The sequence below is a fragment of the Cupriavidus necator N-1 genome (assembly GCF_000219215.1).
GTDB lineage: Bacteria > Pseudomonadota > Gammaproteobacteria > Burkholderiales > Burkholderiaceae > Cupriavidus > Cupriavidus necator.
In genome coordinates this window covers 1,174,179-1,197,420 of the sequence record NC_015727.1, presented here as the reverse complement: position 1 = coordinate 1,197,420, position 23,242 = coordinate 1,174,179, and the positions used below count along the sequence as shown (strand labels likewise).

Sequence of the window (23,242 nt, the reverse complement as noted above, 5' to 3'; positions counted from 1 at the left end):
TGAAGCTGACAATCTTTGCCGCCAGGCATAACTTGATGGTTCTCATGCTCTGGCTGGCTGCTCCGGCGTGATTACCTCGGGTGGCTTTACCGCGGCCTACCAGCAACTCGTGTGCCGCTCACCATGTCCTTTCCCTCGTTGAGCGTGGACTTCCCAGGCCAGTAATTCTCGCTGCGCGGCGAGCAATCAGTTGGGAGTTCTTCTACGATCAGCGCTTCCACGTTGTCACGATTAGCCTCTTGCACTCTTGCCATGACGGCCTGCCGAATCACGGATAGCGCATCCTGATCGGGTTGCAGAACGACGTCACGGATCGTTTGTTTGATCACATCACGCCAGGCAAAGCGTAGCGGATCGGGTTCCGCCAGGTCCTGCTTGATGGCCAGGTACTCTTGCGTTGAGCGCTCGTAAGCCCAAACGTAGAGATCGCGCAGCAATTCGACGCGGGTCATTTCATACATGCCGAGAATGGCGCGACTATAAGCTTGCTCCGGTACATCCAGGAATGTGAGCGGACAAAGGTTTTCGCGGAACAGCGGCAGATTAGCCACCAGGCGCGAGGTTCGTTTGTTCACGCCCGCGAATGGTTGCAGATATGGTAGGTGCACCAGCGCGAAGAATGACTGTTCGAAGGGATCGGCAATCTGATTCAATTTCCCGAGCAGGACATCTAGTGCTTCCTCAATTTGCTGTGGTGCTGACAGGGGAAACACTTCTGCCAATGTCTTCGGCGTGCTGTCGAATACGGCCTTCATCGGCAGGGTTGGGCAACAGGTTTTCCGACAAGGCACTATGCAGGTTCATCAAGGTATAGCGGTCGAAACCTACCGTACCGATGTTCTCCACCAGCAGTTCGATGGCAGTCTTGTGGTTGAGAATCATCTGTGTTTCGATGGCCGCCTTGCCTTGCGCCGCCTTCCCGTGCTCGATCAGCTCCCGGGTGTCGAGGCGGGAATAGGTGTTGCCCTCAAAATGACTCGATGCCAGTCGATCAGTAGCCGGTTCAGGATGGCCCTGCTGTAGGTTCCAGCGGGCGCATCAGCCTGCGCCGTCTTGCCCATATTGTGTAACTCACGCCGAAGCGATTCCGACAGGTACCGTGTGACATTGGGCTGATAGGCGTCAAGGAAGTCGCGTTGGTACCCCACAGGTTTGCGCGCCTCCGGAGGCTGATCGATATACGCCACGATGTCGCGGGCTATCGGCGGAAAGCGGAATGTAACCCGGGAAACGGTCTTCCTCCGGGGAGGCAGCGGCAAACTTGGTCGCTTTCGCAGCGAAATAACGACGGGCGCGACCTTTGCCGATCGCCATGATCTGTCGATCATCGATCCATTGGCTCATCCAGCGTTGTGCTGTCCGCCGTGCAACGTCGGGATGCTGTGCCAGCAACTCGGTAAGCATTAGTCCCGCGGAGGCTTTCCGGATACTTCTAGCAGGGCGTGGGCAGGGAACATGTCGGACGTGCGCAGTTCGCTTAAAGAATGGCGCAATTGTGGCGCGGTTCTTTAAACTGCGCCATCAATTGCGGCGCCATCGCAGTCAGTGCCGTGACAAAGGGCCCGGCAGATGGCTCGGTGTTCTTCCTGACCAGCGCTGGAGCGATCGTTATCAACCCTTCGCTGTATAAAAACCTGTCCTATCGTCCGGAGCGGGACCTGGTGCCGGTATCCATTGTGGTCACGACACCCCAGGTCCTGGTGGTGCCCCTGCAGTCCAAGGTGAACTCCGCCAAGGACCTCGTGGCCCAGAGCCGTACGGGCCGTTCGGTGTCGCTGGCATCGTCAGGGATTGGCAGTATGCAGCACATGGCGATCGAACTGTTCAAGGCCTCGACCTCGGCGGAGTTCTTGCATGTGGCGTACAAGGGCGCAGCGCCGGCCATCACCGATACGATCGGCGGGCAGGTCGACGCATTCTTTGGCGATGCGTCGGGGCTTGTGCCGTTCGTCGATGGCAAGAAGCTAAAGCCTGTCGCAGTGACCACGGCCAAGCGACTACCTTACCTGCCGGACGTCCCGACTCTGGACGAAAGCGGCATCAAGGGCGTGTATGCCGAAAACTGGTACGGTCTGATGGTCCCCGCTGGCACACCTCCCAAGATTGTGCAGGAGCTGAATGGCGCCGTCCGAAGAATACTGGAAAACAAGGACGTCAAGGCCAATCTCACGAAGATGGGATTGACGCCGGCGCCGTCCACCGCGGCGGAGTTCTCCGATCGGATCCGCGCGGACGGGGGAAAGTGGTCCAAGTTGATTGCGGAGCGGAACGTCAAGCCCGAGTAAGGTTTTCGCCGGATCGCCCTCCGGCGTCTGGTTAGAGTCCTCAATCTTCGGGCTGGCATTCTGGGACTGGTCTGGAGAGGGCGTGGGCCCGGCAGAGTTTGTGCGCTCTGCCGGGCTTTTTCTCGTTGGGGCGGTTTGTCGATACATGCAAATTCCATACAGTGGAATTGCGGGGGTGAATGTCAACGTGACAAAGCCTAAGCTATCTCCAACAAATAAGACGCACGCGGCGTAGGTTGGTGAATAAGCCGGCAGCGTTTCAAATCCTTCCAGGAGACACTCCATGCATTCGATCCGTACCGGATTCGTCCGCCAGCTTGCCAAGGCTGCCATCCCCTTCATGATGGTCACCGCCGTGCCGCTCCCTGTACTGGCAGCTTTCCCCGACAAGCCGATTCGCCTGGTCGTGCCATTTGCCCCCGGTGGCGGCACCGACTTGGTGGCGCGGGCAATGGGTATCACCATGGGCGAGGATCTGGGCCAGCCCGTCATCGTCGACAACAAGCCTGGCGGTAGCACCATCATCGGGACCGATGCGGTGGCCAAAAGCGCGCCCGATGGCTACACGCTGGTCATGGCGACCATGGCCCACGCCGTTAATCCGAGCCTGCACAAGAAGTTGCCGTTCGATACCGACAAGGCCTTTTCGCCGGTCATACTGGTGGGGCGCTCACCCAATGTTCTGGTAGTCAAACCGGACAGCCCGATCAAGACCGTGCAGGACCTGATCGTCGCCGCAAAGGCCAAGCCGGGCAAGCTGAACTATGCATCGCAGGGCGCGGGTACCTCCGCGCACCTGGCAGGCGAACTGTTCAAGAAGATGGCGAAGGTCGAGATCAACCACATTCCGTACCGTGGCGCTGGTCCGGCCATTACGGATCTGCTCGGCGGACAGGTCGACGTGATGTTCGCCACGGCGGCTGCGGTCGCGCCGCACTTGGAGAGCGGCAAGCTGCGCGCGGTGGCGGTCACTACCGCGCAGCGTTCACAGGCGCCGGCGCTGAGCAAGGTGCCGACGATCGCCGAAAGCGGCGTGCCCAACTACGTGGCCGATAGCTGGTATGGCCTGTTTGTGCCGGCGGGTACGCCGCTGGCGGTGATCACGCGCCTGAACGCGGCGGCAAAAAAGGCCGTGCGTACCGAAGCATTTCGCAAGCGCGCCGAGAAAGAGGGCCTCGCCGTGAGTGGCGGCACGCCGGACGAATTTGGCCGCTACGTCAAGGCCGAGAGCCAGCGCTGGAGCGAGATTATCAAGGAAGCAAACATCACCGCCGACTGAGCGCGGCCAAGACTACAGAACGCATCGCAGACACAGAACCGAATCAAGCTATGGACAACTATTCCCTGATCGAACTGAAGATCGAATCGGGCATCGCGCTGCTCGCCTTCAACCGTCCGGACAAGCGCAATGCCATGAGTGATGACATGCGTACGGAATTCATCGATGCGCTGGAGCGCGTCGCGGCCGACAAGGCAATCCGCGCACTGGTGCTCACCGGCAACGGCAAGGGCTTCTGCGCGGGCGGCGACGTGGCCGGGATGCAGCGCCGTATGGAAGCGCCGCAGGGTGAAGTTGGCTTTAACGGGTGGAGCCGCCAACAGCGGGTGCACCACACTGTAAAGTTGCTGCATACCATGCCGAAGCCCACGATTGCGGCGGTCAATGGCGCCGCGGCGGGCCTGGGTGCCGATACGGCGCTATGCTGCGATTTCGTCGTGGCCTCCGAATCGGCGTCGTTCTCGTGGTCGTATATCAACCGCGGGCTGATCCCGGATGGCGGCGGCATGTATTTCCTGCCGCGCCGCGTAGGCTTGTCGACTGCCAAGGAGCTGGTCTTCACGGGTCGAAAAGTCGAGGCGGAGGAAGCCAAGGCGTTGGGCATTGCAGACCGCCTGAGCAAGCCCGAAACGCTGATCGGCGATGCGCTGGCGTGGGCGGCAGAGCTGAGCCAGGGCTCGGCCACCGCCATCGCGCTGGGCAAGAGCATCATGAATCAGTCCTTCGAACTTCCCGCCGACCAGGTATTTGCGCAAGGCAGCCAGGCGCAGGGCATCTGCTACACCAGCACCGAGCATCGCGAGTCCGTGCTGGCTTTCCTTAATAAAGCCGCCAGCAAGATCTGACACCATGAACGCCATCCAACGACTTGTCACGCCGCGCAGTGTCGCCGTGATCGGGGCTTCCGCTGATCCCACCAAAACCGCCGGCCGTCCGGTGTCCTACTTGCGCAAGCACGGCTTCAGCGGGGCGATCTACCCGGTCAACCCCAAGGTCGAATCGATCGACGGCCTGCGCTGCTATCCCGACATCGCCTCGCTGCCGGAAGTGCCGGATGTCGGCATCGTGCTGCTGGGCGCCGAGCGTGCCCACCTGGCGGTGCGCGACCTGGCTGCTCGCGGTGCAGGAGCTGCCATCGTGCTGGCCAGCGGCTATACCGAGACCGGCGCGGAGGGCGCTCGGCGCCAGGCCGAGCTGATTGAAGCAGCCGGCAGCATGCGCCTGCTGGGGCCGAACACCATCGGGCTGGTCAACCTGACCGACAATATTCCGTTGTCGGCCAGCGGCGCGCTGGAGATGGACCAGTTCCCGTCTGGCAGCATTGGCGTGGTATCGCAGAGCGGCGGTATCCTCGGCGCCCTACTGTCACGCGCCGCGGCGCGGGGTATCGGCCTGAGCAAGCTGATTTCCACCAGCAACGAAGTCGACCTGGACCTGGCCGATTTTATCGACTACCTGGCCGACGACGAGGCCACCCGCGTGATCGCGCTCTATGTCGAGAGCGTGCGCAACCCTGACACGTTCCGCCGCGCCGCGCTGAAGGCGGCGCGCGCCGGCAAGCCGGTGGTGGCGTTCAAAATTGGCCGCTCCGAAAGCGGGGCACGCGCCGCGGTCTCCCACACAGGTGCACTGGCCGGCGCCGACCGTATGTACGACGCTCTGTTCGAGCAAGTCGGCGTGATCCGCGCGCAAACCTTCTCCGACTTGCTCGACATGCCTGCGGCACTGGCTACGGGCCGCAAGCTGCGCGGCAAGCGCATCGCCATCCTGACCTCGACCGGCGGCGCTGGGACGCTGGTCTCTGACAGCCTGGGTGTGGCAGGCTTCGAGACGCCGGCACCGGACGAAGAGACCGCGGCGAAGCTGCGGGCATTGCAGAAGGGGGACCATGCAGCGCTCGACCGCAACCCGATCGATGTGACCCTGGCTGGGCTGCAGCCCGATCTGCTGCGTGCCGCAATCTCGATCCTGCTGGAAAGCCCGAGCTATGACGCTGTATCGGTGATCGTGGGTTCGTCAAGCCTGGCAATGCCGGACCTGATGGCCAATGCGATCCGTGACTGTCTGCCAGACAGCGACAAACCGGTGATTGCATATGTCAGCCCGCATGCGCCGGAAGTCGCATCGCTGCTCAGTCGGCGTGGCGTGCCGGCATTCTCAGCGCCAGAGGCATGCACGGTAGCATTCGATGCGATGCTCCGCGCGAGCGAAGTTGGGGCGGACGAAGAAGTGGGGACTTCCTCGCTGCCGCTGCCGGATCTGCACACCTTCGGTACCGGCCCGCTTGACGAAGCTGCGGCAAAGACGCTGTTCGCCGGCTTTGATGTGCCGGTTGCGAAGGAGGTTGTCGTCACCAACGGCGATCAGGCGCGGGCGGCCGCGGAGGGCTTCTGCGGCAATGTCGTGCTAAAGGTGTTATCGGCCGAGATCACGCACAAGAGCGATGTCGGCGGCGTGGCCGTCAATGTTTCGCCCGCCGAAGTGGCAGGGCGGCTCGCAAAGATGGCTTCGGACGTACAGTCCGCCACGGGAATCGTACCTCAGCGTTACCTGGTGCAGGAGATGGTCAAGGGCGGAGTGGAGGTGATTCTCGGCATGCACCGGGATGCGCTTGGTACCGCCATCCTCCTTGGCATGGGTGGGGTTACCGCGGAACTGTTCAGTGATGCCACGCTGCGGCTGTTGCCCACCGGCCACGGTCTGACGCGCCAGGCGGCACTGGAAATGATCCAGCGGCTGAAGACGGCTCCCCTGCTGCAGGGCTACCGCGGCCGGCCGAAGGCGGACGTGGATGCGCTGGCCGACGCCATTGTCGCCTTCTCGCGGATGGTCGCAACGCTTGGCGACAGGCTGATTGAGGCCGAGATCAATCCTGTGTTCGTGCTACCGGAAGGGCAGGGCGTTGTGGCCGCCGACGGCGTGGCGATACTGACCGACGGCGGCAATCGCTAATGAGGCAACGGCATGCGCGGTGAGCGGGAGAGTGCGCTGGTGACTTCAGTGGACGGCTGCGAGGTCGTCTGGCGAAGCTTTGGGGCCGGACCGACTACCGTCATGCTCCACGGCGGTCACGGAAACTGGCAGCATTGGGCGCGCAATATCGAACCGCTTTCCCGGACACGCCGGCTACTGGTGCCCGACATGCCGGGTTTTGGCGAGGCTGGGCCCGCACCATGCTCGGATTTGCCTGGCTTCGTCGATGTCCTGGCCCGCTCGCTGGCTCAGTTGCCGCTAGATTGCGTTGACCTGGTGGGCTTCTCGTTTGGAGCGCTGGTGGCGGCACACCTGGCAACCCATGCGGGCCTGGTTCAGGTGACCGTCGATCGTCTGGCGCTGATCGGGCCGGCTGGCCATGGCGGGCCACGACGCATGACACAGGCGCTCGTCGACTGGCGCCGCTGTGAAAGCCCTGCGGCGCTGGCCAATGCAATGCGCCACAACTTGGCGGCATTCATGATTGCCGAACCAGCGGGGATCGGTGGCGAAGCCGTGACTATCCATATCGAAGCTTGCCGTGCGACGCGTTTCCGCAGCAAGCCGATTTCGCGTGCCGGCGGGTTGCAGGACGCCCTTACCCGCTTTGCCGGACCAATACTGATGATCTGGGGCGAGAAGGACGTGACCATGTCACCTGAATCGCTCTCGGAAGTCGCCCGAAACGCTCGCGAAGGGGCGCCAGCAGGAGCTCACCCAGTCAGCGTCCACCTGGTCCCGCACGCCGGGCATTGGGTGCAATATGAGGCCCACCAACAAGTCAACACGATGCTGAACGCGTGGCTGCGGCAGCGCGCTCAGACATTGACATAAGCCGGCCAGGGCCGGCTGAGAGGAGAATCCATGTACGCAACAGAGGCTTTTGGGCCATTCTTCAGCACCGTAAAAGCTGGACCGCTACCCGTCGAGGTACTTCACCATGCGAAGCGCGCGCTGATCGACTGGCATGCAGCACTGTTCCCGGGCCTTGACGCGGAGGCGGTACGGCGACTTCGAGGTGCGCTGGAAGAGGAGTTCGGCCGGGGCAACGCCACGCTGCCTGGGGGGCAACATGTCACGGCGCGCGTTGCGGCGTTGCTCAATGGCGCCGCCGCTCACGCTGCCGAAATCGACGACAGCTTTCGCGACGCGATGTATCACCCCGGTGCTCCGACCATTGCCGCCGCGATCGCTGCCGCGCAGGACGTAGGCGCCGCCGGTGAGCTGCTGCTGAAGGGTATCGTGGTTGGCTATGAAGTGTCGACCCGCATTGGCGTGGTACTGGGCCGCGCGCATTATCGCTACTGGCATAGCACCGCCACCGTTGGAACCTTCGGCGCGGCGGCAGCGGCCGCGTGTATCTATGGCGCGACCGAGGAGCAGCTTGCGCACGCGCTGGCAACCGCGGCAACTTTTGCCGCCGGACTGCAGCAGGCATTCCGCATGGACTCGATGTCCAAGCCTCTGCACGTGGGCCGCGCGGCAGAGGGAGGCGTGCTGGCTGCCCGTGCTGCCGTTGCCGGTATCACGGGTTCGCTCGATGTGCTTGACGGCGAGACGGGAATTGGCCGTGCTATGTCTGACGGCCCGGAATGGGGCGCGTTGGCCGCGACACTGGGCACGGATTTCCATATCTGCCGACTAACCTTCAAGAACCATATCGGCTGTGGCCACACCTTTGCGGCAATTGACGGCGCACTCGCCCTGAAAGCGAAGCTTGGCATTGACACCTCGCAGATCCGGCACATTCACGTTGCTACCTACCGTCCTGCATTGGAGATCGCCTGTTACCTCGATCCCCAGACGGAGAACGAGGCCAAGTTCAGCCTCAAGTACATCGTCGCTACCGCACTGGTACATGGCAGCGTACGCCTGCCGGCCTACACACCGGAGCGGCTGCGGGACGATGAGACGCGCCGGCTAATGGATTGCATGACAATCGTGGTCGATCCGGAAATCGATGAATGGTTTCCTTTCAAGCGCGCAGCCAGGGTGGAGATCGAAACCTTGGACGGCGCCAAAGCCGACTACCTTCAGCAAAATCGGAAGGGCGATCCCGAGGATCCGTTGTCGGACGCGGATCTCGACGGCAAGCTGATGGAACTGGCGTCCCCGATTGTGGGCGTTGAAGCCGCACGTCGGCTGGCAGGGCGTATTTGGCATGTTGAATCCGAAAGTATCCGCGAACTTTTTGCGTGAAGGGCCCGGCATTCTTCTCGACTACACCAGTATCATGCAAAGGATCAACCCATTAGGCAGCTTGCTACACGTCGTACTAGTTGCCGCATTGTCTGTTTTGTCCATAGGAGCGCGTGCGGAATCGTATCCAGCGACCGGTTCGCGTGATTGTTCCGTTTCCGGCTGGCGGTGGCACTGATGTGATAGCACGCTCGCTGGGGCGATGAACTTTCGCGTAGCCTCGGCAAGCCTTTTATCGTTGAGAACAAGCCTGGAGCCGGTTCGATCATGGGCAGCGACGTGGTGAGTAAGAGTCCGTCGGATGGCCATACGCTGTTGCTCACCACCAGTGCGTTTTCCATCGTTGCCAGCATCGGCATCAAGCTGCCGTACGATGGCATCCAGGCCTTCGAACCGGTCGCACTCTCGGCCGGGCGCCGAACGTGGTGCTGGTGCGCAACGACAGAAGATCCGATCGGCAGCGGACTTGTTGCGTGAAGCCAAAGCGAATCCGGGGAAGCTGACCTATGGCTCGGCGGGCAACGGCACGTCCGTCCACTTGGCAGCCGAGTATTTCCAACCCATGGCAGGCATCCGGCTTGTGCACGTGCCATACGGTGGCTCTGTGCCCCATTTTCCGATCTGTTGGCCGGCCATATTGATGTTGCGTTCGCGACGATGGCTAGCGCTGCAACATTGATCCGCGACGGTCGAGTGCGAGCACTCGCAGTAACTTCGTCCACGCGTTCCCCAACTTTTCCCGATGTTCCTGCGGTGGCGGAGGCAGCTGTCAAAGGCTACAGTGCCGAGGTTTGGTACGGTGTCTTCTCGCCAAAGGGGACGCCGCCCGATGTCGTCACTGCGCTGCATCGGGCTATCGTGCAAGCGTCAGCCTCCGGTGCATTTCGTGACCGGCTGGGGCGCGAAGGCGTGGTGGGAGGCATCGGCTCACCTCAGGACCTACGCGCGGTCGCCGAGCAAGAGGTCGGCCGGTGAAAGCAGGTGGTGAAGGACAAGGAGATCCGCATCGAGTAGCATTCCCTGGAGTCATGCCAGCTACCGTCCGGACGGTCTGATGAGTCTTGGAAAGCTTTCATGTCAAACAGCATTCTCAGCATTGAACGGATAAAACCAGGTCAGGGCAAGGCAACGCCGAATCGCTCGCTCGAACGCGGCATTGCCGTACTGCGCGCCTTCCGCGCCGGTTCCTCAATGCTAGGCAACAGTGAGATTGCGGAGCGCACCGGTTTGTCCCGGTCGACCGTCAGCCGGCTGACGCAGTCGTTGATTGAGACAGGTATGCTCGAATACATTCCGCAGTTTCGAGCATATCGCCTCGCTGTGCCGGTGCTCAGCATGGCACACGCCATGCGAGACAGCTCGCAGGTCCTCAAAGTCGCGGCGCCAATGATGGTTGAGGTCGCAATGCGCCACAAGATTAACGTCGGCCTGGCGGCGCCCGACGGGGATGAGATGGTCTATCTCGAGTCGTTTCGCTACAACCGGCGACAGTCGTTACGAACGGTGGTGAGCGGGCAGCGTATCCCGATGGCATTGACGTCGCTGGGCCGTGCCTACCTTGCGACGCTTGCACCTGAGGCGTTCAGCGCGATGTTGTTGGCTCTCGCTGAAAAACACCAGGGCCGCGGCTGGCGGAGCTTGCGTCGGGAAATCGAGGTCGCAGTCCTTTCGGTGCGAGAAAAGGGCTACTGTGTTGCTTCATGGCAGCCTCAGGTCATTGCGATGGCGACGCCATTACACATCGGCGGCTATGAAGTCCATGCCTTAAATGTGAGTGTATCGACCCAAGAGGATGCCGAGGCTGTCGAGGCTGCTTTGGCAGAGCCACTGATGGAACTTGCGGCGACGATACAGGCGCGGATGCGACGGCTGGAAAGTGAGATATCCGGGGGCTCTTGAGCAAGCCGCCTAACAGGCTGCTGAAATACCTAGCCCGAAGTCAGCGCGGTAGCGTGCCAAAGCGTTGATTACCGGACACCACTCCATCCGAGATTCATGCGCGGCGCCGACACCTTCACCGAAAGCCTGTTCACCATGCGGCGACTCGAAGATTTCGTGCCGCAATCGCATCCGTTGCGCCCGGTCCGCACCATGGTCATCAAGGGCGGACGCCCGAGCATTGCGCCGGAGAAGCTGCTGCGCGCGATGCTGCTGCAGGTTCTGTATAGCATCCGGTCCGAACGCCAACTGATGGAGCAAACGCAGTACAACTTGCTGTTCCGATGGCGAGGCATGTCTACGGCCAGGGGTATCGGTAGCTGGGATGGCGCTTGGAATCCGCGGTGGCGCTGGAATGGCTGCCGGCCCAAGCGCCTACCGGCCCCCAGCCATCGCCGCGTCCATCTTTGACGCCTGCTGTACTCACGGCGCGGTTGCCCAACGGCGTGACGGTCGAACTCGAATGCGGTGGGCAGGACGTTGCCCTGGTGAAGGCGATGATCGAAGCGTTGGGAGCGCGTTGATGTTCCGGCTCGACGCTGACCTGCAGGTCTACCTGCACCGCAATGCGGTGGACTTCCGCCTCGGCATCAATGGGTTGGTTGCCCTGGTCGAGCAGTCGATGCAGCTTGATCCGTTTGCCCGTGCCGTCTACGCCTTTCATCATAACCGTCGGCGCAACCGCATCAAGCCCTCCACGGTTCCCGGGGCGGTTCAGTGAAAGAGGTGAGGCAGCATACGCCGTAGAGTCGCAGCCCGCCCATATCCGAAGGACGTCAAGGCCCGCTGACCTCGCTTTGACAAAATAGTGAACATATGCTAATGAAGCGCCGTTGTTTGCATCGTGGATCTAAATACTGTACATACGTACAGATTCCACGCGTATCGCTTAACCGTGTCCACGGCCGATTCATCCGTCCTATCGCAGGCATGCGAGGCTAAATGCATGTGCGGTCGGTGCCGCTTGTTAAGAGTGCCTGAGCAGGCACAGGAACTTCCGGCCAGCAGGCGGCGAAAAGTCGGCGCTCGACTGCCTTGTCGGCGTACGTTATAAGGTGAGACGAACTTCTGCAGCACTGCCCGTGCTGCCTGGATAGTAATAACAGCGTTAGACATGCACGAGCACGCTACCAACTCCCGGGCGGCAGACCAGTCCCCGGGTCTTGCCATCGAGGCCGTCGCCAGTACGAAACTGGTTCCCCCGCGTGCGACCCGCCGCCTAATTTCACGGGATGCGCTACATCAGCGCCTCCTCGATGCGCGGCGCCAGCGTTGCATTGTTCTGCAAGGCCCGGCCGGCAGTGGCAAGACGTGCAGCCTGGTGGCGTTGCGGCAAGCGTTGCTGACACTTGATTTCGATGTCGCTTGGCTCTCGCTCGCCGCGGAAGACAACGAACTCACGCGCTTCTTCAGTTGCCTGCTGGCAGGCATTGGGATGGTGGACGGTGAAGTGGTGCGCGACGCGGCGCTGCTGATGCGGCGCGATAGCGATGGCGCGGATTTCGAACACTGGGTCGTGTCCCTGGTCGAGGCGCTTGCCGCCCGGCAGCGCGATCTGACAGTGATCGTCGACGATCTGCAATACCTGAACAGTCCGCAGATCTGTCAGGCGCTGCAATGCCTGCTCGACTACGCTCCGCCCAATCTGCATCTGGTCTTCAGTTCGCGCAGCGCGTTTCCGCTATCGCTGGCGCGTTTGCGCGCGCAGTCGCTTGTGGTTGAGTTCGACCTTCACGACCTGCGCTTCACTCCCGAGGAATCCGAGCGCTTCCTGCGCGAGCAATTGGGCCACATCGATCGGCGCGACGCGCGCGTGCTGCACGATCTGACCGATGGCTGGGTGGCCGGGCTGCAGCTGTTCGCGGTGGACATGCATGCCAAGCAGGGCGGTGGTTATGCACGTGTGCGCGTGCGCGATGCCAAGGCGTTTGCGAGCTATTTCGAGCGCGAAGTGCTCGACAACCTGCGGCCGGAAGACCTGCAGCTGCTGACCATTGCGGCAACCTGCAGCCAGTTCTGCGCGTCGCTCTGCGCGACGCTGCTCGGCGTGCCGCAGGCGGTAGCGGCCATGACGTCGCGCCTGACGCGGCTCGACGACCACAATCTCTTTATCAGCCAAGTGCGTAGCCAGGACCGCGAAACCTGGTATCGCGTACACCCGCTGCTGCGCGAGGTGCTGTCGCACCGCCTTGACGAAATGCCACCTGCCGACCGGCTCGCGCTGCATGGCGCCGCGTGGCGCTGGTTTGGCGCGCGCGGCCACATCGACGAAGCGGTGCGCCATGCCGTGCAAGCCGGGGAGGTGCAGGCAGCGGCCGATATCGTTGAGGCTTGCGCGGTGGAAATGATGGGCCGTGGCGAACTGTCCGAGGTGTCTAGCCTGGTGCGCCGGTTGCCCGCGGAACAGGTGCAGGCTCGTTTTCCGCTGCGGCTCGTAACAGCCTATCTCGCCATGTACGCCGGCAACCTTGGGGCAGTCGATGCGGCGTTGCGCCGGTTCGAGTCGGACCTCGATGCGCTGGGCGTGGGCGAGCGCTTTGCTGTGCGCGTCCTGCAGGCAGCGCTGGCGCTGCAACGCGACGACTCCGAATCGATCCATGCTATCGCACCCTTGCTCGAAGCGATCCCCGATGATGCCCAGGCGTTCGCGTTCGCCGGCCGCGCCCACCTGCTGGCGTGGATGCATATGCACCATGGCCACTACGATGCGGCTCGCGCGCTGCTGCAGGAAGGCGCGGAGCGCAACGTGGCGCCGGCGCGCCGAATGACGGCACAAGCGCTGTCTGGCATGAGCCTGTCCCTCGAAGGGCGCATGGTGGAGGCCGAGCGCGCATTGCGTGCGGTGCAGCACGAGGTGGGCCGGCACGACACGCTCTATATCGACGTGGGCGCCGTTGTCGATGGGATACTCGGCGAAGTGCTCTATGAGCTCAACGAACTCGACGAAGTGTGTACGCAGCTGGAGCCATGCCTCGACATGGTGGAGCGGACGTCGGTACCTGACGCGGCGCTGCGCGGCTTTCTGGCCGTGGCGGCGGCGCATTGGCGGCTCGGCCACCGCCTTGAGGCACTCGAGCAGCTGGATCGCCTCGACGACTATGCCAGCCGGCGCGGGCTCGACCGCATGCAGGCCCACGCGCTGGCGCTGCGGCTGCGCATGCTACTGGAGCAGGGCGCGACCACCGAGGCCATCGAGGTTCTGGAATCGCTGACCGCACTCGGCCGGCGGTACGCCACGGCGGCACTCGGCACCGGCGCCGAAATCCGGCGGGTGGCCGACGCCGCACGTGCAGCGGCAGACCTGCACTGGGAGGACTACGACGGTGCTATTGCCTGCCTGAAACCGCTGCTCGAAGACGCCAGGGCTGCGGGGCGGGGCGCGGCGATGGCCGCCGCCCACGCAGCGCTCGCGGTGGCTTACCACGGACGCGGAGACGCCGATGCGGCGCGCCGGCAGTTGCTCGAGGCACTGCGGCTTGGCCACCAGCTCGGCCTCATGCGCAGCCTGCTCGACGTGTCGGACCAGATCCCGGCCATGCTCGAAGCCCAGGCTCCTGACGCGCTAGACCCGGTGCTGGCGTTTTACGCCAAGCGCCTCGTGGCTGCGGCGGCCAGCACGCGCGAAGCGGCCGCGCAGCCGGCCCTGCGCGATGCCGGTGGCACGACGGACGTGCTCAACGTCCGGGAGCGCGAAGTGCTGGCGCTGGTCGCCCAGGCCATGCCAAACAAGAAGATTGCGCGCGTGCTGGGGGTCACGTCCCACACGGTCAAATGGCATCTGCGCAAGATCTACAGCAAGCTCGGCGTGTCAGAGCGGGACGAAGCGGTGGCCCGCATGCGCGATCTTGAGATGGATTCGGCGTCGAGACCCCACTGACGGCTGCCTTGCTGCCCAATCCGGCTAGTGAATTGCAACGCTGGATTGGACATCATGAGAGGTATCCGAGAGGCGCGCCTGGATCGGAGCGCGCCGCCGGAACCTTACTCATGGAAAGGAGCTTGACAGTGGAAGTGAATCGCACGGTCTTCCGGGAAGACCATGAAATGCTGCGTCCCATGGCGCGAAGGTTCTTCGAGCGCGAGTGCGCGCCGCGCCAGCCGGAGTGGGACAAGGCCGGCAAGACAGACCGCGATACCTGGTTCAAGGCAGGCCGCGAAGGGCTGCTCTGCGTGTCGGTCCCCGTGGAATACGGCGGCGGCGGCGGCGATTTTGGCCACTCGGCGGTGGTCATGGAGGAGATGCATCGCGCAGGAATCTCGGGTGCGGGCTTCTCGATCCACTCGGACATCATCGCGCCCTACATCGTGCGTCTAGGCACCGAAGCGCAGAAAACGCGATGGCTGCCCGATATCTGCGCTGGCAAGACCATCATGGCGGTGGGCATCACCGAGCCGGGCGGCGGATCCGACGTCAAGGCCATCCGCACCACTGCAGTGCGCGATGGCGACGAGTACGTAATCAACGGCAGCAAGACGTTCATCAGCAACGGCCTGAACTGCGACATGATCATGCTTGTTTGCAAGACGGACCCGGCGGCGGGCGCCAAAGGTGTCAGCCTGATCATGGTCGAGGCCACTCGCGCGGGGTTCAAGCGCGGCCGCAAGCTCGACAAGGTGGGCCAGCCCGGCGCCGACACGGCCGAACTGTTCTTCGACAATGTGCGCGTGCCCGTGGAAAACCGGCTCGGCGACGAGAACGGCGGCTTTGCATACCTGATGCAGGAGCTGCCGCAGGAACGCCTGCTGATCTCGATCTATGCCGCCATTGCCATCGAACGGCTGCTGCAGATTACGGTGGACTACGTCAAGGACCGCCGCGCCTTCAACCAGACAGTCTGGGATTTCCAGAACACCAAGTTCAAGCTGGCCGACGTCAAGGCCCAATCGGTAGCTGTGCGGACCATGGTCGACTACTACATCGGCGAGCACATGAAGCGCAAGCTCACCGTCCAGGAAGCGGCTATCGCCAAGCTCTTCGCCACTGAGACGCTGTGGAAATGCATCGACGACATGGTCCAGCTCCATGGCGGCTACGGCTACATGCTTGAGTACCCGATCGCCCGCGCGTTCACGGACTACCGCGTCTGCCGCATCGCGGGGGGCGCCAGCGAAGTGCTGCGCGACCTTATCTCACGCAAGCTGTGAACCGCCACCGATTTCCCGCAATCCGTCTCAATAACAGGTTGAACCATGAGTGAGAAAGTCATAGTCGCCGGCGTGGGCATGATCCCGTTCCTGAAGCCGGGCGCCAGCAAGAACTACTTCGAGATGGGTGCCGATGCCGTGCGGCTGGCCCTGGCCGACGCCGGCATCGGCTACGAGCAACTGCAGGAAGCCTATGCCGGGTACGTGTACGGTGATTCCACCTGCGGCCAGACCACGGTGTACGAGGTTGGCATGACCGGCATCCCGGTGGTCAACGTCAACAACAACTGTTCGACGGGCTCAACGGCGCTATACCTGGCCCGCAAGGCCGTTGCATCGGGCGACGCCGACTGCGTGCTGGCGTTGGGGTTCGAACAGATGCAGCCGGGCGCGCTGAAGATGCACTGGGACGACCGTCCTCCCCCGCGCACGCGCTTCTTGCCCGTGCTGAAGTCGCTGACCGAAGACATGAGCCACCTCGGCCAGGCGCTGCGTTCTTTTGGCGGTGCCGGGCGCGAGTACATGGAGAAGTACGGCGCAAGCATGGAAACGTTCGCAGCGGTGCGCGCCAAGGCGAGCCGGCATGCCGCCAACAACCCGCTGGCGCTGTTCCGCAAGGTACTGACCGTCGGGGAGGTGATGGCCGACACCGTAATGGTTCCCGGTGTCATGACGCGGCTGATGGCGTGCCCGCCCACCTGCGGCGCGGCGGCGGCAATCGTCGTCTCGGAGCGCTTTGCGCGCAAGCATGGCCTGCGCACCGACGTGCAGATTCTCGCGCAGTCCCTGACCACCGATCCGCCCGAGGCGTTCGATCCGCCTTCGATGCTGAGCTGGGTTGGCTCGCACATGACGCGCGCCGCTGTGGGCAATGTCTACGAAAAAGCGGGCGTGGGTCCCGAAGATATCGACGTGTGCGAACTGCACGACTGCTTCGCGCAGAACGAAGTCATCAGTTACGAGACGCTGGGCTTCTGCCCCGAAGGCGGTGCCGAGAAGTTCGTCCGCGACGGCGACAACACCTATGGCGGCAAGGTCGTCATCAACCCTTCGGGCGGCCTACTGTCAAAGGGGCACCCCCTAGGCGCCACCGGCCTGGCGCAGTGCTATGAGCTGACGCAGCAGTTGCGCGGCGGCGCCGACAAGCGCCAGGTGGAGGGTGCGCGACTCGCACTCGCCCACAACATCGGTCTGGGCGGCGCCTGCGTGGTGACGCTCTACGGCAAGAACTAAGCTTCTGTACAGAGTCGGACTTCGGCCGCCGCGACGCTTGAATGCGTCCGGCGGCTTCTCTTTTGCCTAGGGTGACACTGGAGGCTTGTACTGGGAACAGACCTGGTAGATGACCGGCTGGAACGGCAATTGACTGATTGCAAGAAGCACCAAGTGGACTGTCAAACGGTCGCCGTCGTCCCGGGCATAGGCAGGCTCACGGCCACTGCGCCAACTGCTACCGCCGGAGACGCCAAAGCCTTCAAGTCAGGAAGAGAGCTGGCCGCCTTCCTCGGCCTGGTACCTTGCCAGACCGGTACAGCGGGCAAGGTCCAGCTCGGAGGCATTAGCATCCGCCGCGATGTTTACCAGCGCTCGCGCACGGATGCTATTCCAATCGAAAGAGAAGGGGAATCTGGTGCGATCGTCTGCGCCAGAGACGACCGACCAACGTCGCCGCCGTGGCCTTAGCCAACAGAATGGCACTGCCTAGGCGCTGCTAGTGCACGGAACCACATTTGAAAAGAACCACCTATCAGTGAAGCCGGTGTAGCTTGTACGCCTGACGAATCCTCGTCAGCAAGTTGCGATGGTAAGCGGATAGATGGTGGCGTGACAGGGTGGACTGCAAGAGCGCAGGCCTGCTTTGGTGTGAGAGCGCTCTCGGCGAATTCCATCAGGACCCGCAGGCATGGCCTGCACGATGAGGCCGGATATAGTGGAATGGCCCCATCCCTCCCCCGTCTCTCGATACTCCATGCGATCATGACGTCTCGAGAGACGGGGGCATGGAAACGTAGCTATTAGGCTACTTGGGAGTCCATCACGAGCATCGCGCTTGTTGGTGCGTATTTCGGGGCGCGTGATCAGCAATTTCGGGGGAGCGGGACAGACGCGGCACGAATATCGCAATAGTGGCATTGGCGAACAAGACCGCCCGAACGATCTGGGTGCTGTTAGCCAAGGAGCAAGACTACGCACCCGCGTGAGACTCGCTATGTAACAGAGATCCAGCAACAAAAGGAAGAATTGAACCCATCATCAATTGCACAAGTGATTTGACTCAATGGCAAACACGTTGGACCGTCGGTGACAAATCCTGCGCAGACTTAGGGCCGACAAGGCCGTGGATATATGAAGGTGTCACCGAGCGCAATCCATTGGGGCCAGGCGCATACGAGCGCCAACGTACAGGCTGTATGTATATAAGCAATCCATCTCCTGTGCGCCGTAGAGCAGGTCATTTGGCAAAGAGGGGTGGGGCCATGTATGAGTCTGCAACCAACCCTCTGTCGAGCCTGACCTTGCGTTCACCTGGAAAGACCAGGCGCGTTCATATGAGAACCAAAAAAGGCCGGCAAATACCACACCGGCCTCTGCATCAGGAACAGCCCCCAACCTTTAAACTTGCCCCCGCGCCTCCCGATCCCGCTCGTCCTGCTCCAACTGCATTTCGCGCCAGAGGATTTTTCCCGTCGACGTCTTTGGCAAGCTATCGACAAACTCCACCGTGCGCGGCACCTTGTACGCAGACATGCACCCTCGGGCCCAGTCGACCAGTGCCTGTGGCTGGACCGTGCCGCGCGAAGCAGGGCGGAGCACCACGAGCGCCTTTACCGTTTCGCCGCGATGCGGGTCGAAGGCGGAGATCACGCACGCTTCCTGCACGGCTGGGTGCCCGTATAGGATCGATTCGATCTCGGCGGGCCACACCTTCAGGCCAGATGCATTAATCATGCGCTTGAGCCGATCCGTAATATAGAAGTAGCCGTCCTCATCATGGTAGCCGAGGTCGCCGCTGCGTAGGAACCGCTTGCCGTCGAGCTCGATGAAGGCCGCGGCCGTCGCTTCCGGCTTGTTCCAGTAGCCGCCAAACATGGTCGGTCCGTGCATGACGATCTCGCCTGGCTCGTTGGTCCCTAACTCGACGCCCGTTTCGGGATTAATCACGCGGGCATCGCAGTTGATCACGGGAACCCCGGCACACTGTCGCCTTGGGGCCTGCGGCGGATTGCTGTGCGACATGCCGCAAAACTCCGTGAGGCCGTAGCTTTCCAGAAATGGAATGCCGAGCCGCGATTGCATCCTGCGCGCCAGCGCCTCCGGCATGGCTGACGCGCCGCCGTAGATGCGCGTCAGCGAGGAAAGGTCACGCTGATCGATATCGGGCCGCGCGAATAACTCCGCGAGCATCGTTGGCACGGCCGCCCATGAGCGCAGCCGCAGCCTTTCGATTAATTCCAGCGCGGCGTTAGCGTCCCAGCGCGCCAGCATTGCGAGGGTGCGGCCCAGCCGCACGGCCTGGTTCATCGCGCGCATGCCAGCCAGGTGGCTGACTGGCAGCGTCAGCAACTCGTCCTCATCGGCGCGGTCCGATTGCCAGTGCTCACGATGCGCGAGCGTGTAGGCGAAGTTGGCATGGCTGAGCATCGCACCCTTGGGCTTGCCCGTTGTGCCGGACGTGTAGCCGATCACTGCGAGGTCGCGGCCCCGGGCGCGCATGGGCAGCGGCGCGATGCCAGCGGCCAACACCTGCGAGAAATCATGCGTGCGCGGATGCATCGCACCTTGCCGCGGTTCGGTGACGAAGCCGGGGATGGCGAGATAGGGCACGTCCTCGGGCCTGCCGGCGAACTCACCCGCCAGGCCCACTACACAGCCGTCGAGCACATCCTGTTCGAGCAGGCCGGTAAGGGGGTCTATCAGGTCCTGGGTCGCGATCACTACGCGCGCGCCGCTGTCGCGCGCGTAGTACTCCATTTCCTCTCGCGTACTCATGGGATTCATGGCAACGACCACGGCATCGCAGCGCATGACGGCATAGAAGGCAATCATGTACTGAGGGCAGTTCTGCATCAATAGCAGTACGCGGTCCCCTTGCCGCACCGACAGTCGATGCTGAAGATAGCCGGCCAAGGCCATGGCGGCAGCATGCAGATCGTGGAACGTCATTCGACGGCCGTAGAACACGACGGCCGGCTTGTCGGGCACGCGCGTTGCAGACTCCTCGAGGTGGCAGAACAGGTTGCAGTCCGCCACCTCCAGCGAGCGGGGTACGCCGGCGGGCCAGTGCGCGAAATGTCGTGTTAGTTGCGGCATGGGGACGATTGCTGAATGAATGATTGGATCGGAAGTCAGACCACGGCGACAACGGCCTCGCCCACGATCTTCTGCTCGCCCTTCTGGTTCACGCACTGCATCTCCACGCGCAGCCGTGCTTCGCCACCGTGTTCGAAGCACTCCGTGACGCGGCCGGTGCAGCGTGGCTCGTCATAGAGGTGCGTGATGCCCGTGAAGCGCATCTTCAGGCCGCGCAGCCGCGCGGGGCCGGCCCAGTCGGTAACCAGACGGCCCAGGTAGGCGGCAGACAGCATCCCGTGTGCGAACACGTCGCCAAGGCCATTTTCCTTAGCGTAGTCCGAATCGATATGGAGCGGATGATGGTCGCCCGAGGCGCCGGCGTAGACCGCCAGTGTGCGGCGGCTGACCGCCGGCAGTTGCAGGTCCGGAATACTGTCACCGACCTTCAGGCCGGCGAGGTTGCGTTGCGTCATGATGGAATCTCCTTCAGACTCTGCGTTGTACGAGCACGGTACGTGAGTCCGCCACGTGGGCGCCGTGCTGGTTGGTAATGCGCGTTTCCTTCACCAGGAATTCGAGCGCGCCATCCTTCTTGTCATAGACATCGACGATCTTTGGCTCGTAGGTCAGCGTGTCCCCGACATGCACCGGGGCGTGGTAGTCGTACTGCTGCTCCGCATGGAGTACGCGCGATGGCTCGATCTTCGCCATCGCGAGCAGGTCGAAGGTCTTGAACAGCCAGCCTTCGAGGCACGACAGGAAGGTGGGCGGCACGCGCAGCGAAGGCAAGCCGGCGGCCTGAGCGGCGGCCACGTTGCTGTACTCCGGATTGGTTTCGCCGATCGCGTTCGCGTACCAGCGCACCGGCCACTCTTCCACTTTGACTTGGCGCTGGCCAAAGCTGTGGCCGATCAGGTTTTTGTCGAGCATTTTGTTCTCCGTGGGTCTGGTTGCGCCATCAGGCGCGGCCGGGGATGACACCGTCGAGGTTGGCGCTCGGCGCGGCGCGCGAGACCAGTTCGTGCATGCGCTCGCCCAGTTCGGCCACTTCCCAACGCCCGGCCTTCTCGATGCGGGGGCCGGCATGCCAGCCTTCGGCCACCGTGATGCGTCCGCCACGGCTGCCGAACACGCGGCCCGTGACGCCTTCGGACTGCTCGCTGCCAAGCCAGACGATCAGCGGGGCCACATTGGCCGGGTCGAAAGCGTCGAAGCCTTCCACGGCGTCGGTCGACACGCTGAGCCGCCCGCTCTTGAGCAGGTGCTCGGTATGGCGCGTGGTGCCACTCGGGTAAATTGTGTTGACCGTCACGCCGTAACGGCTCAGTTCTTCGGCGGCGATATTCGACATGGCGGCGATGCCAGCCTTGGCCGCGCCGTAGCAGGTCTGGCCGATGTTGCCGAACAGGCCCGCCGACGACGACGTATTGATCACGCGCGCCTGGCGCTGGCGGCCGGCCTTGGATTCGTCGCGCCAGTAGGTGCTGGCATGGCGCATCGGCACGAACGTGCCGCGCAGGTGGACGCGGATCACGGCGTCCCAGTCTTCCACCGGCATGTTCACGAGCATGCGGTCGCGCAGGATGGCGGCGTTGTTGACCACCACGTCGAGGCCCCCGAACGTGTCGATCGCGCTCTGGATCATGCTGCCGGCGCCGTCCCAGTCAGCCACGTCGGCATTGTTGGCGATGGCCTCTCCGCCCATGGCGCGGATCTCGTCCACCACATCCTGTGCCGGACCGGCAACCACGCTGGAACCGTCGGCAGAGGCGCCGAGATCGTTCACGACAACCTTCGCGCCGTGGCGGGCGAATTCCAGCGCATATTCGCGGCCCAGGCCGCGACCGGCGCCGGTGATGACAACGACGCGGTCCTTGCAGAGTTGTTGCATAGCTCTTCCTTTCATTGGTTGACACAAGATTGGGTTGTGCGGTCGCGCACGCCGCCGGCACCGGGCCGCGGCATACGCAGTGCCTCATTATTTGCAGCGGCAAGACAGGGCGCACTAGCCGGATGGAGCAGTCGATTGGCGTGCCGGGAGCGGCATCGCCTGGCACGCTACTCGGCGAGGATGCCCGCCATTGAGATCACGCGCTGCCACTGTGCCTGGTCGCTAACCAGTGCGCTGGCGAATGCCTTCGGGCCCAGCGGATAGGCGCTGGTGCCTCGTTGTGCGAAATGCGCTTTGGCTTCCGGCGTGTTGACGAACGCGAGCGCCGCCTCCGCGAGCTTGTCCACCACGGCGGCGGGCGTACCCGCGGGGGCGGCAAGTCCAACCCAACCAATGACCGTTGCATCCGGCATGCCCGCCTCGGCCAGCGTAGGCACGTCGGCGATTACCGGGACACGGGCAGTATTGGAGACCGCCAGCGCGCGCAGCTTTCCTGACTGGATCAGCGGCACGGCCGCCGAAATCTCGAGCACGGTGTAGTCCACCACGCCACCGATGAGATCGGGCAGCAACGTGCTCATGGCCTTGTAGGGGACATCAACAGCCTTGGCTTTCCCGGCATCGTTAATGGCCGCCAGCATCGCACGGTAGCCTGAACTGCTGGTGCCGTAGTTCAACTTGCCGGGCTGGGCGCGCGCAGCGGCCATCAACTGCCCAAGCGTGCGGTACGGCGAGGTGGCCGGGACGACTACAGTGACAGGAAGCGAACTCAGGCGCGCAACAGGAACGAAGTCGCGCGTGGGACTGTAAGGGAGTTGCTTGAACAGGAATGGGTTGGCCGACATGGCGCTCGACAGTGCCAGCAGCAGCGTGTAGCCGTTGGGGGCTGCCTTGGCCACAGCGTCGGTGGCGATGATCGAATTGCCGCCTGGGCGGTTCTCCACATAGAATGGCTTGCCGAGCTTCTCGGTCAGGTGCTTCGCCAGCAACCGCGAGAAATCGTCGACGCCCGTGCCGGGGCTCGTGGGCGATACGATCTTTACCGGCCGTTCGGGATAGCCCTGTGCCAGGGCGCTACCGCCCGCAGGAATCAGCGTGATGGCGACGCCGGTCGCCAGCCAGGCGAGGGCGCGTCGGGCTCTGTCGATATTCGTCATGGGCGTTGTCTCCGTGTCGTTGTTATGGTAGCGACGTGCCGCGGAAGCTCCGGGAACGTCGCGTGCTGTCTTGCTGTTTTCG

Annotated in this window: 21 protein-coding genes and 2 pseudogenes; 16 read left to right on the top strand and 7 right to left on the bottom strand. The window is 62.9% G+C overall.

From position 1 onward, the window contains the following. Positions 1-194: 194 nt before the first annotated feature. A pseudogene (locus tag CNE_RS35395) lies at positions 195-1,404 on the bottom strand (Fic family protein); the annotation flags it as partial. Between the two features lie 80 nt (positions 1,405-1,484). Between CNE_RS35395 and CNE_RS35390 the strand changes: the two are divergent. From CNE_RS35390 to tnpB, 12 genes and pseudogenes are all read left to right on the top strand, one after another. Then, positions 1,485-2,285 (top strand): Bug family tripartite tricarboxylate transporter substrate binding protein, encoded by an 801-nt coding sequence (locus CNE_RS35390; RefSeq protein WP_013959581.1) that lies wholly within the window; start codon positions 1,485-1,487, stop codon positions 2,283-2,285. Between the two features lie 283 nt (positions 2,286-2,568). After that, entirely contained in the window at positions 2,569-3,564 is a 996-nt protein-coding gene (locus tag CNE_RS35385; RefSeq protein ID WP_013959580.1) for a tripartite tricarboxylate transporter substrate binding protein, read from the top strand. A gap of 50 nt (positions 3,565-3,614) precedes the next feature. Beyond that, positions 3,615-4,409: an enoyl-CoA hydratase/isomerase family protein gene (locus tag CNE_RS35380; protein WP_013959579.1), complete on the top strand. Its 795-nt coding sequence runs from the start codon at positions 3,615-3,617 to the stop codon at positions 4,407-4,409. 4 nt (positions 4,410-4,413) lie between these two features. Then, positions 4,414-6,516: an acetate--CoA ligase family protein gene (locus tag CNE_RS35375; protein ID WP_013959578.1), complete on the top strand. Its 2,103-nt coding sequence runs from the start codon at positions 4,414-4,416 to the stop codon at positions 6,514-6,516. A gap of 39 nt (positions 6,517-6,555) precedes the next feature. Beyond that, positions 6,556-7,371, top strand: a complete 816-nt coding sequence (locus tag CNE_RS35370; protein WP_238553166.1) for an alpha/beta fold hydrolase — start codon at positions 6,556-6,558, stop codon at positions 7,369-7,371. 30 nt (positions 7,372-7,401) lie between these two features. Continuing rightward, positions 7,402-8,736, top strand: a complete 1,335-nt coding sequence (locus CNE_RS35365; RefSeq protein WP_013959576.1) for an MmgE/PrpD family protein — start codon at positions 7,402-7,404, stop codon at positions 8,734-8,736. Positions 8,737-8,970: 234 nt separating this feature from the next. Further along, positions 8,971-9,213 (top strand): tripartite tricarboxylate transporter substrate-binding protein, encoded by a 243-nt coding sequence (locus CNE_RS40255; RefSeq protein WP_080569663.1) that lies wholly within the window; start codon positions 8,971-8,973, stop codon positions 9,211-9,213. Next, positions 9,110-9,415 carry a tripartite tricarboxylate transporter substrate-binding protein gene (locus CNE_RS43255; RefSeq protein WP_080569662.1) on the top strand — a complete coding sequence of 102 codons (306 nt, stop codon included), beginning with the start codon at positions 9,110-9,112 and terminating at the stop codon, positions 9,413-9,415. Before CNE_RS40255 ends, CNE_RS43255 begins: the two co-directional genes overlap by 104 nt. Continuing rightward, positions 9,394-9,711 carry a tripartite tricarboxylate transporter substrate-binding protein gene (locus CNE_RS43250; protein ID WP_080569661.1) on the top strand — a complete coding sequence of 106 codons (318 nt, stop codon included), beginning with the start codon at positions 9,394-9,396 and terminating at the stop codon, positions 9,709-9,711. The genes CNE_RS43255 and CNE_RS43250 overlap by 22 nt, the downstream gene beginning before the upstream one ends. Positions 9,712-9,810: 99 nt before the next feature. Continuing rightward, on the top strand, positions 9,811-10,635 hold the full coding sequence (locus CNE_RS35355; RefSeq protein WP_013959574.1) for an IclR family transcriptional regulator: 825 nt from the start codon (positions 9,811-9,813) through the stop codon (positions 10,633-10,635). A gap of 96 nt (positions 10,636-10,731) precedes the next feature. Beyond that, positions 10,732-11,013 (top strand): annotated as a pseudogene (locus tag CNE_RS35350) (transposase); the annotation flags it as partial. Between the two features lie 184 nt (positions 11,014-11,197). Continuing rightward, positions 11,198-11,395: an IS66 family insertion sequence element accessory protein TnpB gene (gene tnpB, locus CNE_RS35345; protein ID WP_013959571.1), complete on the top strand. Its 198-nt coding sequence runs from the start codon at positions 11,198-11,200 to the stop codon at positions 11,393-11,395. A 516-nt stretch (positions 11,396-11,911) separates the two neighbouring features. Here tnpB and CNE_RS42550 read toward each other — a convergent pair. Beyond that, entirely contained in the window at positions 11,912-12,256 is a 345-nt protein-coding gene (locus CNE_RS42550; protein ID WP_238553165.1) for a hypothetical protein, read from the bottom strand. Here CNE_RS42550 and CNE_RS35340 point away from each other — a divergent pair. From CNE_RS35340 to CNE_RS40235, 4 genes are all read left to right on the top strand, one after another. Further along, positions 12,236-14,551 carry a LuxR C-terminal-related transcriptional regulator gene (locus CNE_RS35340; RefSeq protein WP_238553164.1) on the top strand — a complete coding sequence of 772 codons (2,316 nt, stop codon included), beginning with the start codon at positions 12,236-12,238 and terminating at the stop codon, positions 14,549-14,551. The two genes, CNE_RS42550 and CNE_RS35340, sit on opposite strands and share 21 nt — an antisense overlap. A 128-nt stretch (positions 14,552-14,679) precedes the next feature. Beyond that, the gene (locus tag CNE_RS35335) at positions 14,680-15,819 is read left to right on the top strand and encodes an acyl-CoA dehydrogenase family protein (protein ID WP_041229100.1); all 1,140 of its coding nucleotides are present in this window, start codon (positions 14,680-14,682) and stop codon (positions 15,817-15,819) included. A gap of 45 nt (positions 15,820-15,864) precedes the next feature. Then, positions 15,865-17,052 (top strand): lipid-transfer protein, encoded by a 1,188-nt coding sequence (locus CNE_RS35330; protein WP_013959568.1) that lies wholly within the window; start codon positions 15,865-15,867, stop codon positions 17,050-17,052. A gap of 153 nt (positions 17,053-17,205) precedes the next feature. Further along, complete coding sequence (locus CNE_RS40235; RefSeq protein WP_404997161.1) at positions 17,206-17,502, top strand: transposase; 297 nt, start codon at positions 17,206-17,208, stop codon at positions 17,500-17,502. 930 nt (positions 17,503-18,432) lie between these two features. Here the strand turns inward: CNE_RS40235 and CNE_RS35325 are convergent. The 5 genes from CNE_RS35325 to CNE_RS35305 all read right to left on the bottom strand — a co-directional run bounded on the left by CNE_RS35325 (position 18,433) and on the right by CNE_RS35305 (position 23,160). Then, positions 18,433-20,130, bottom strand: coding sequence for a long-chain-fatty-acid--CoA ligase (locus CNE_RS35325; RefSeq protein ID WP_013959567.1), 1,698 nt, complete (start codon positions 20,128-20,130; stop codon positions 18,433-18,435). Between the two features lie 35 nt (positions 20,131-20,165). Then, positions 20,166-20,585 (bottom strand): MaoC/PaaZ C-terminal domain-containing protein, encoded by a 420-nt coding sequence (locus tag CNE_RS35320; RefSeq protein WP_013959566.1) that lies wholly within the window; start codon positions 20,583-20,585, stop codon positions 20,166-20,168. Positions 20,586-20,598: 13 nt separating this feature from the next. Further along, positions 20,599-21,042 carry a MaoC family dehydratase N-terminal domain-containing protein gene (locus tag CNE_RS35315; RefSeq protein WP_013959565.1) on the bottom strand — a complete coding sequence of 148 codons (444 nt, stop codon included), beginning with the start codon at positions 21,040-21,042 and terminating at the stop codon, positions 20,599-20,601. Positions 21,043-21,070: 28 nt separating this feature from the next. Continuing rightward, on the bottom strand, positions 21,071-22,003 hold the full coding sequence (locus CNE_RS35310; RefSeq protein WP_013959564.1) for an SDR family oxidoreductase: 933 nt from the start codon (positions 22,001-22,003) through the stop codon (positions 21,071-21,073). Positions 22,004-22,170: 167 nt separating this feature from the next. Continuing rightward, complete coding sequence (locus CNE_RS35305; protein ID WP_013959563.1) at positions 22,171-23,160, bottom strand: Bug family tripartite tricarboxylate transporter substrate binding protein; 990 nt, start codon at positions 23,158-23,160, stop codon at positions 22,171-22,173. Positions 23,161-23,242: the final 82 nt, after the last annotated feature.

Bases quoted from the DNA above. Each gene is read 5' to 3' on its own strand.
- CNE_RS35375 (WP_013959578.1), top strand. From the start codon at position 4,414: ATGAACGCCATCCAACGACTTGTCACGCCGCGCAGTGTCGCCGTGATC.
- CNE_RS35310 (WP_013959564.1), bottom strand. From the start codon at position 22,003: ATGCAACAACTCTGCAAGGACCGCGTCGTTGTCATCACCGGCGCCGGT.
- CNE_RS43255 (WP_080569662.1), top strand. From the start codon at position 9,110: ATGGCATCCAGGCCTTCGAACCGGTCGCACTCTCGGCCGGGCGCCGAA.
- CNE_RS35320 (WP_013959566.1), bottom strand. From the start codon at position 20,585: ATGACGCAACGCAACCTCGCCGGCCTGAAGGTCGGTGACAGTATTCCG.
- CNE_RS35325 (WP_013959567.1), bottom strand. From the start codon at position 20,130: ATGCCGCAACTAACACGACATTTCGCGCACTGGCCCGCCGGCGTACCC.
- CNE_RS35315 (WP_013959565.1), bottom strand. From the start codon at position 21,042: ATGCTCGACAAAAACCTGATCGGCCACAGCTTTGGCCAGCGCCAAGTC.
- CNE_RS43250 (WP_080569661.1), top strand. From the start codon at position 9,394: ATGGCTAGCGCTGCAACATTGATCCGCGACGGTCGAGTGCGAGCACTC.
- CNE_RS35365 (WP_013959576.1), top strand. From the start codon at position 7,402: ATGTACGCAACAGAGGCTTTTGGGCCATTCTTCAGCACCGTAAAAGCT.
- CNE_RS35385 (WP_013959580.1), top strand. From the start codon at position 2,569: ATGCATTCGATCCGTACCGGATTCGTCCGCCAGCTTGCCAAGGCTGCC.
- CNE_RS35380 (WP_013959579.1), top strand. From the start codon at position 3,615: ATGGACAACTATTCCCTGATCGAACTGAAGATCGAATCGGGCATCGCG.
- CNE_RS35390 (WP_013959581.1), top strand. From the start codon at position 1,485: ATGGCGCAATTGTGGCGCGGTTCTTTAAACTGCGCCATCAATTGCGGC.
- CNE_RS35330 (WP_013959568.1), top strand. From the start codon at position 15,865: ATGAGTGAGAAAGTCATAGTCGCCGGCGTGGGCATGATCCCGTTCCTG.
- CNE_RS35305 (WP_013959563.1), bottom strand. From the start codon at position 23,160: ATGACGAATATCGACAGAGCCCGACGCGCCCTCGCCTGGCTGGCGACC.
- CNE_RS35355 (WP_013959574.1), top strand. From the start codon at position 9,811: ATGTCAAACAGCATTCTCAGCATTGAACGGATAAAACCAGGTCAGGGC.
- tnpB (WP_013959571.1), top strand. From the start codon at position 11,198: ATGTTCCGGCTCGACGCTGACCTGCAGGTCTACCTGCACCGCAATGCG.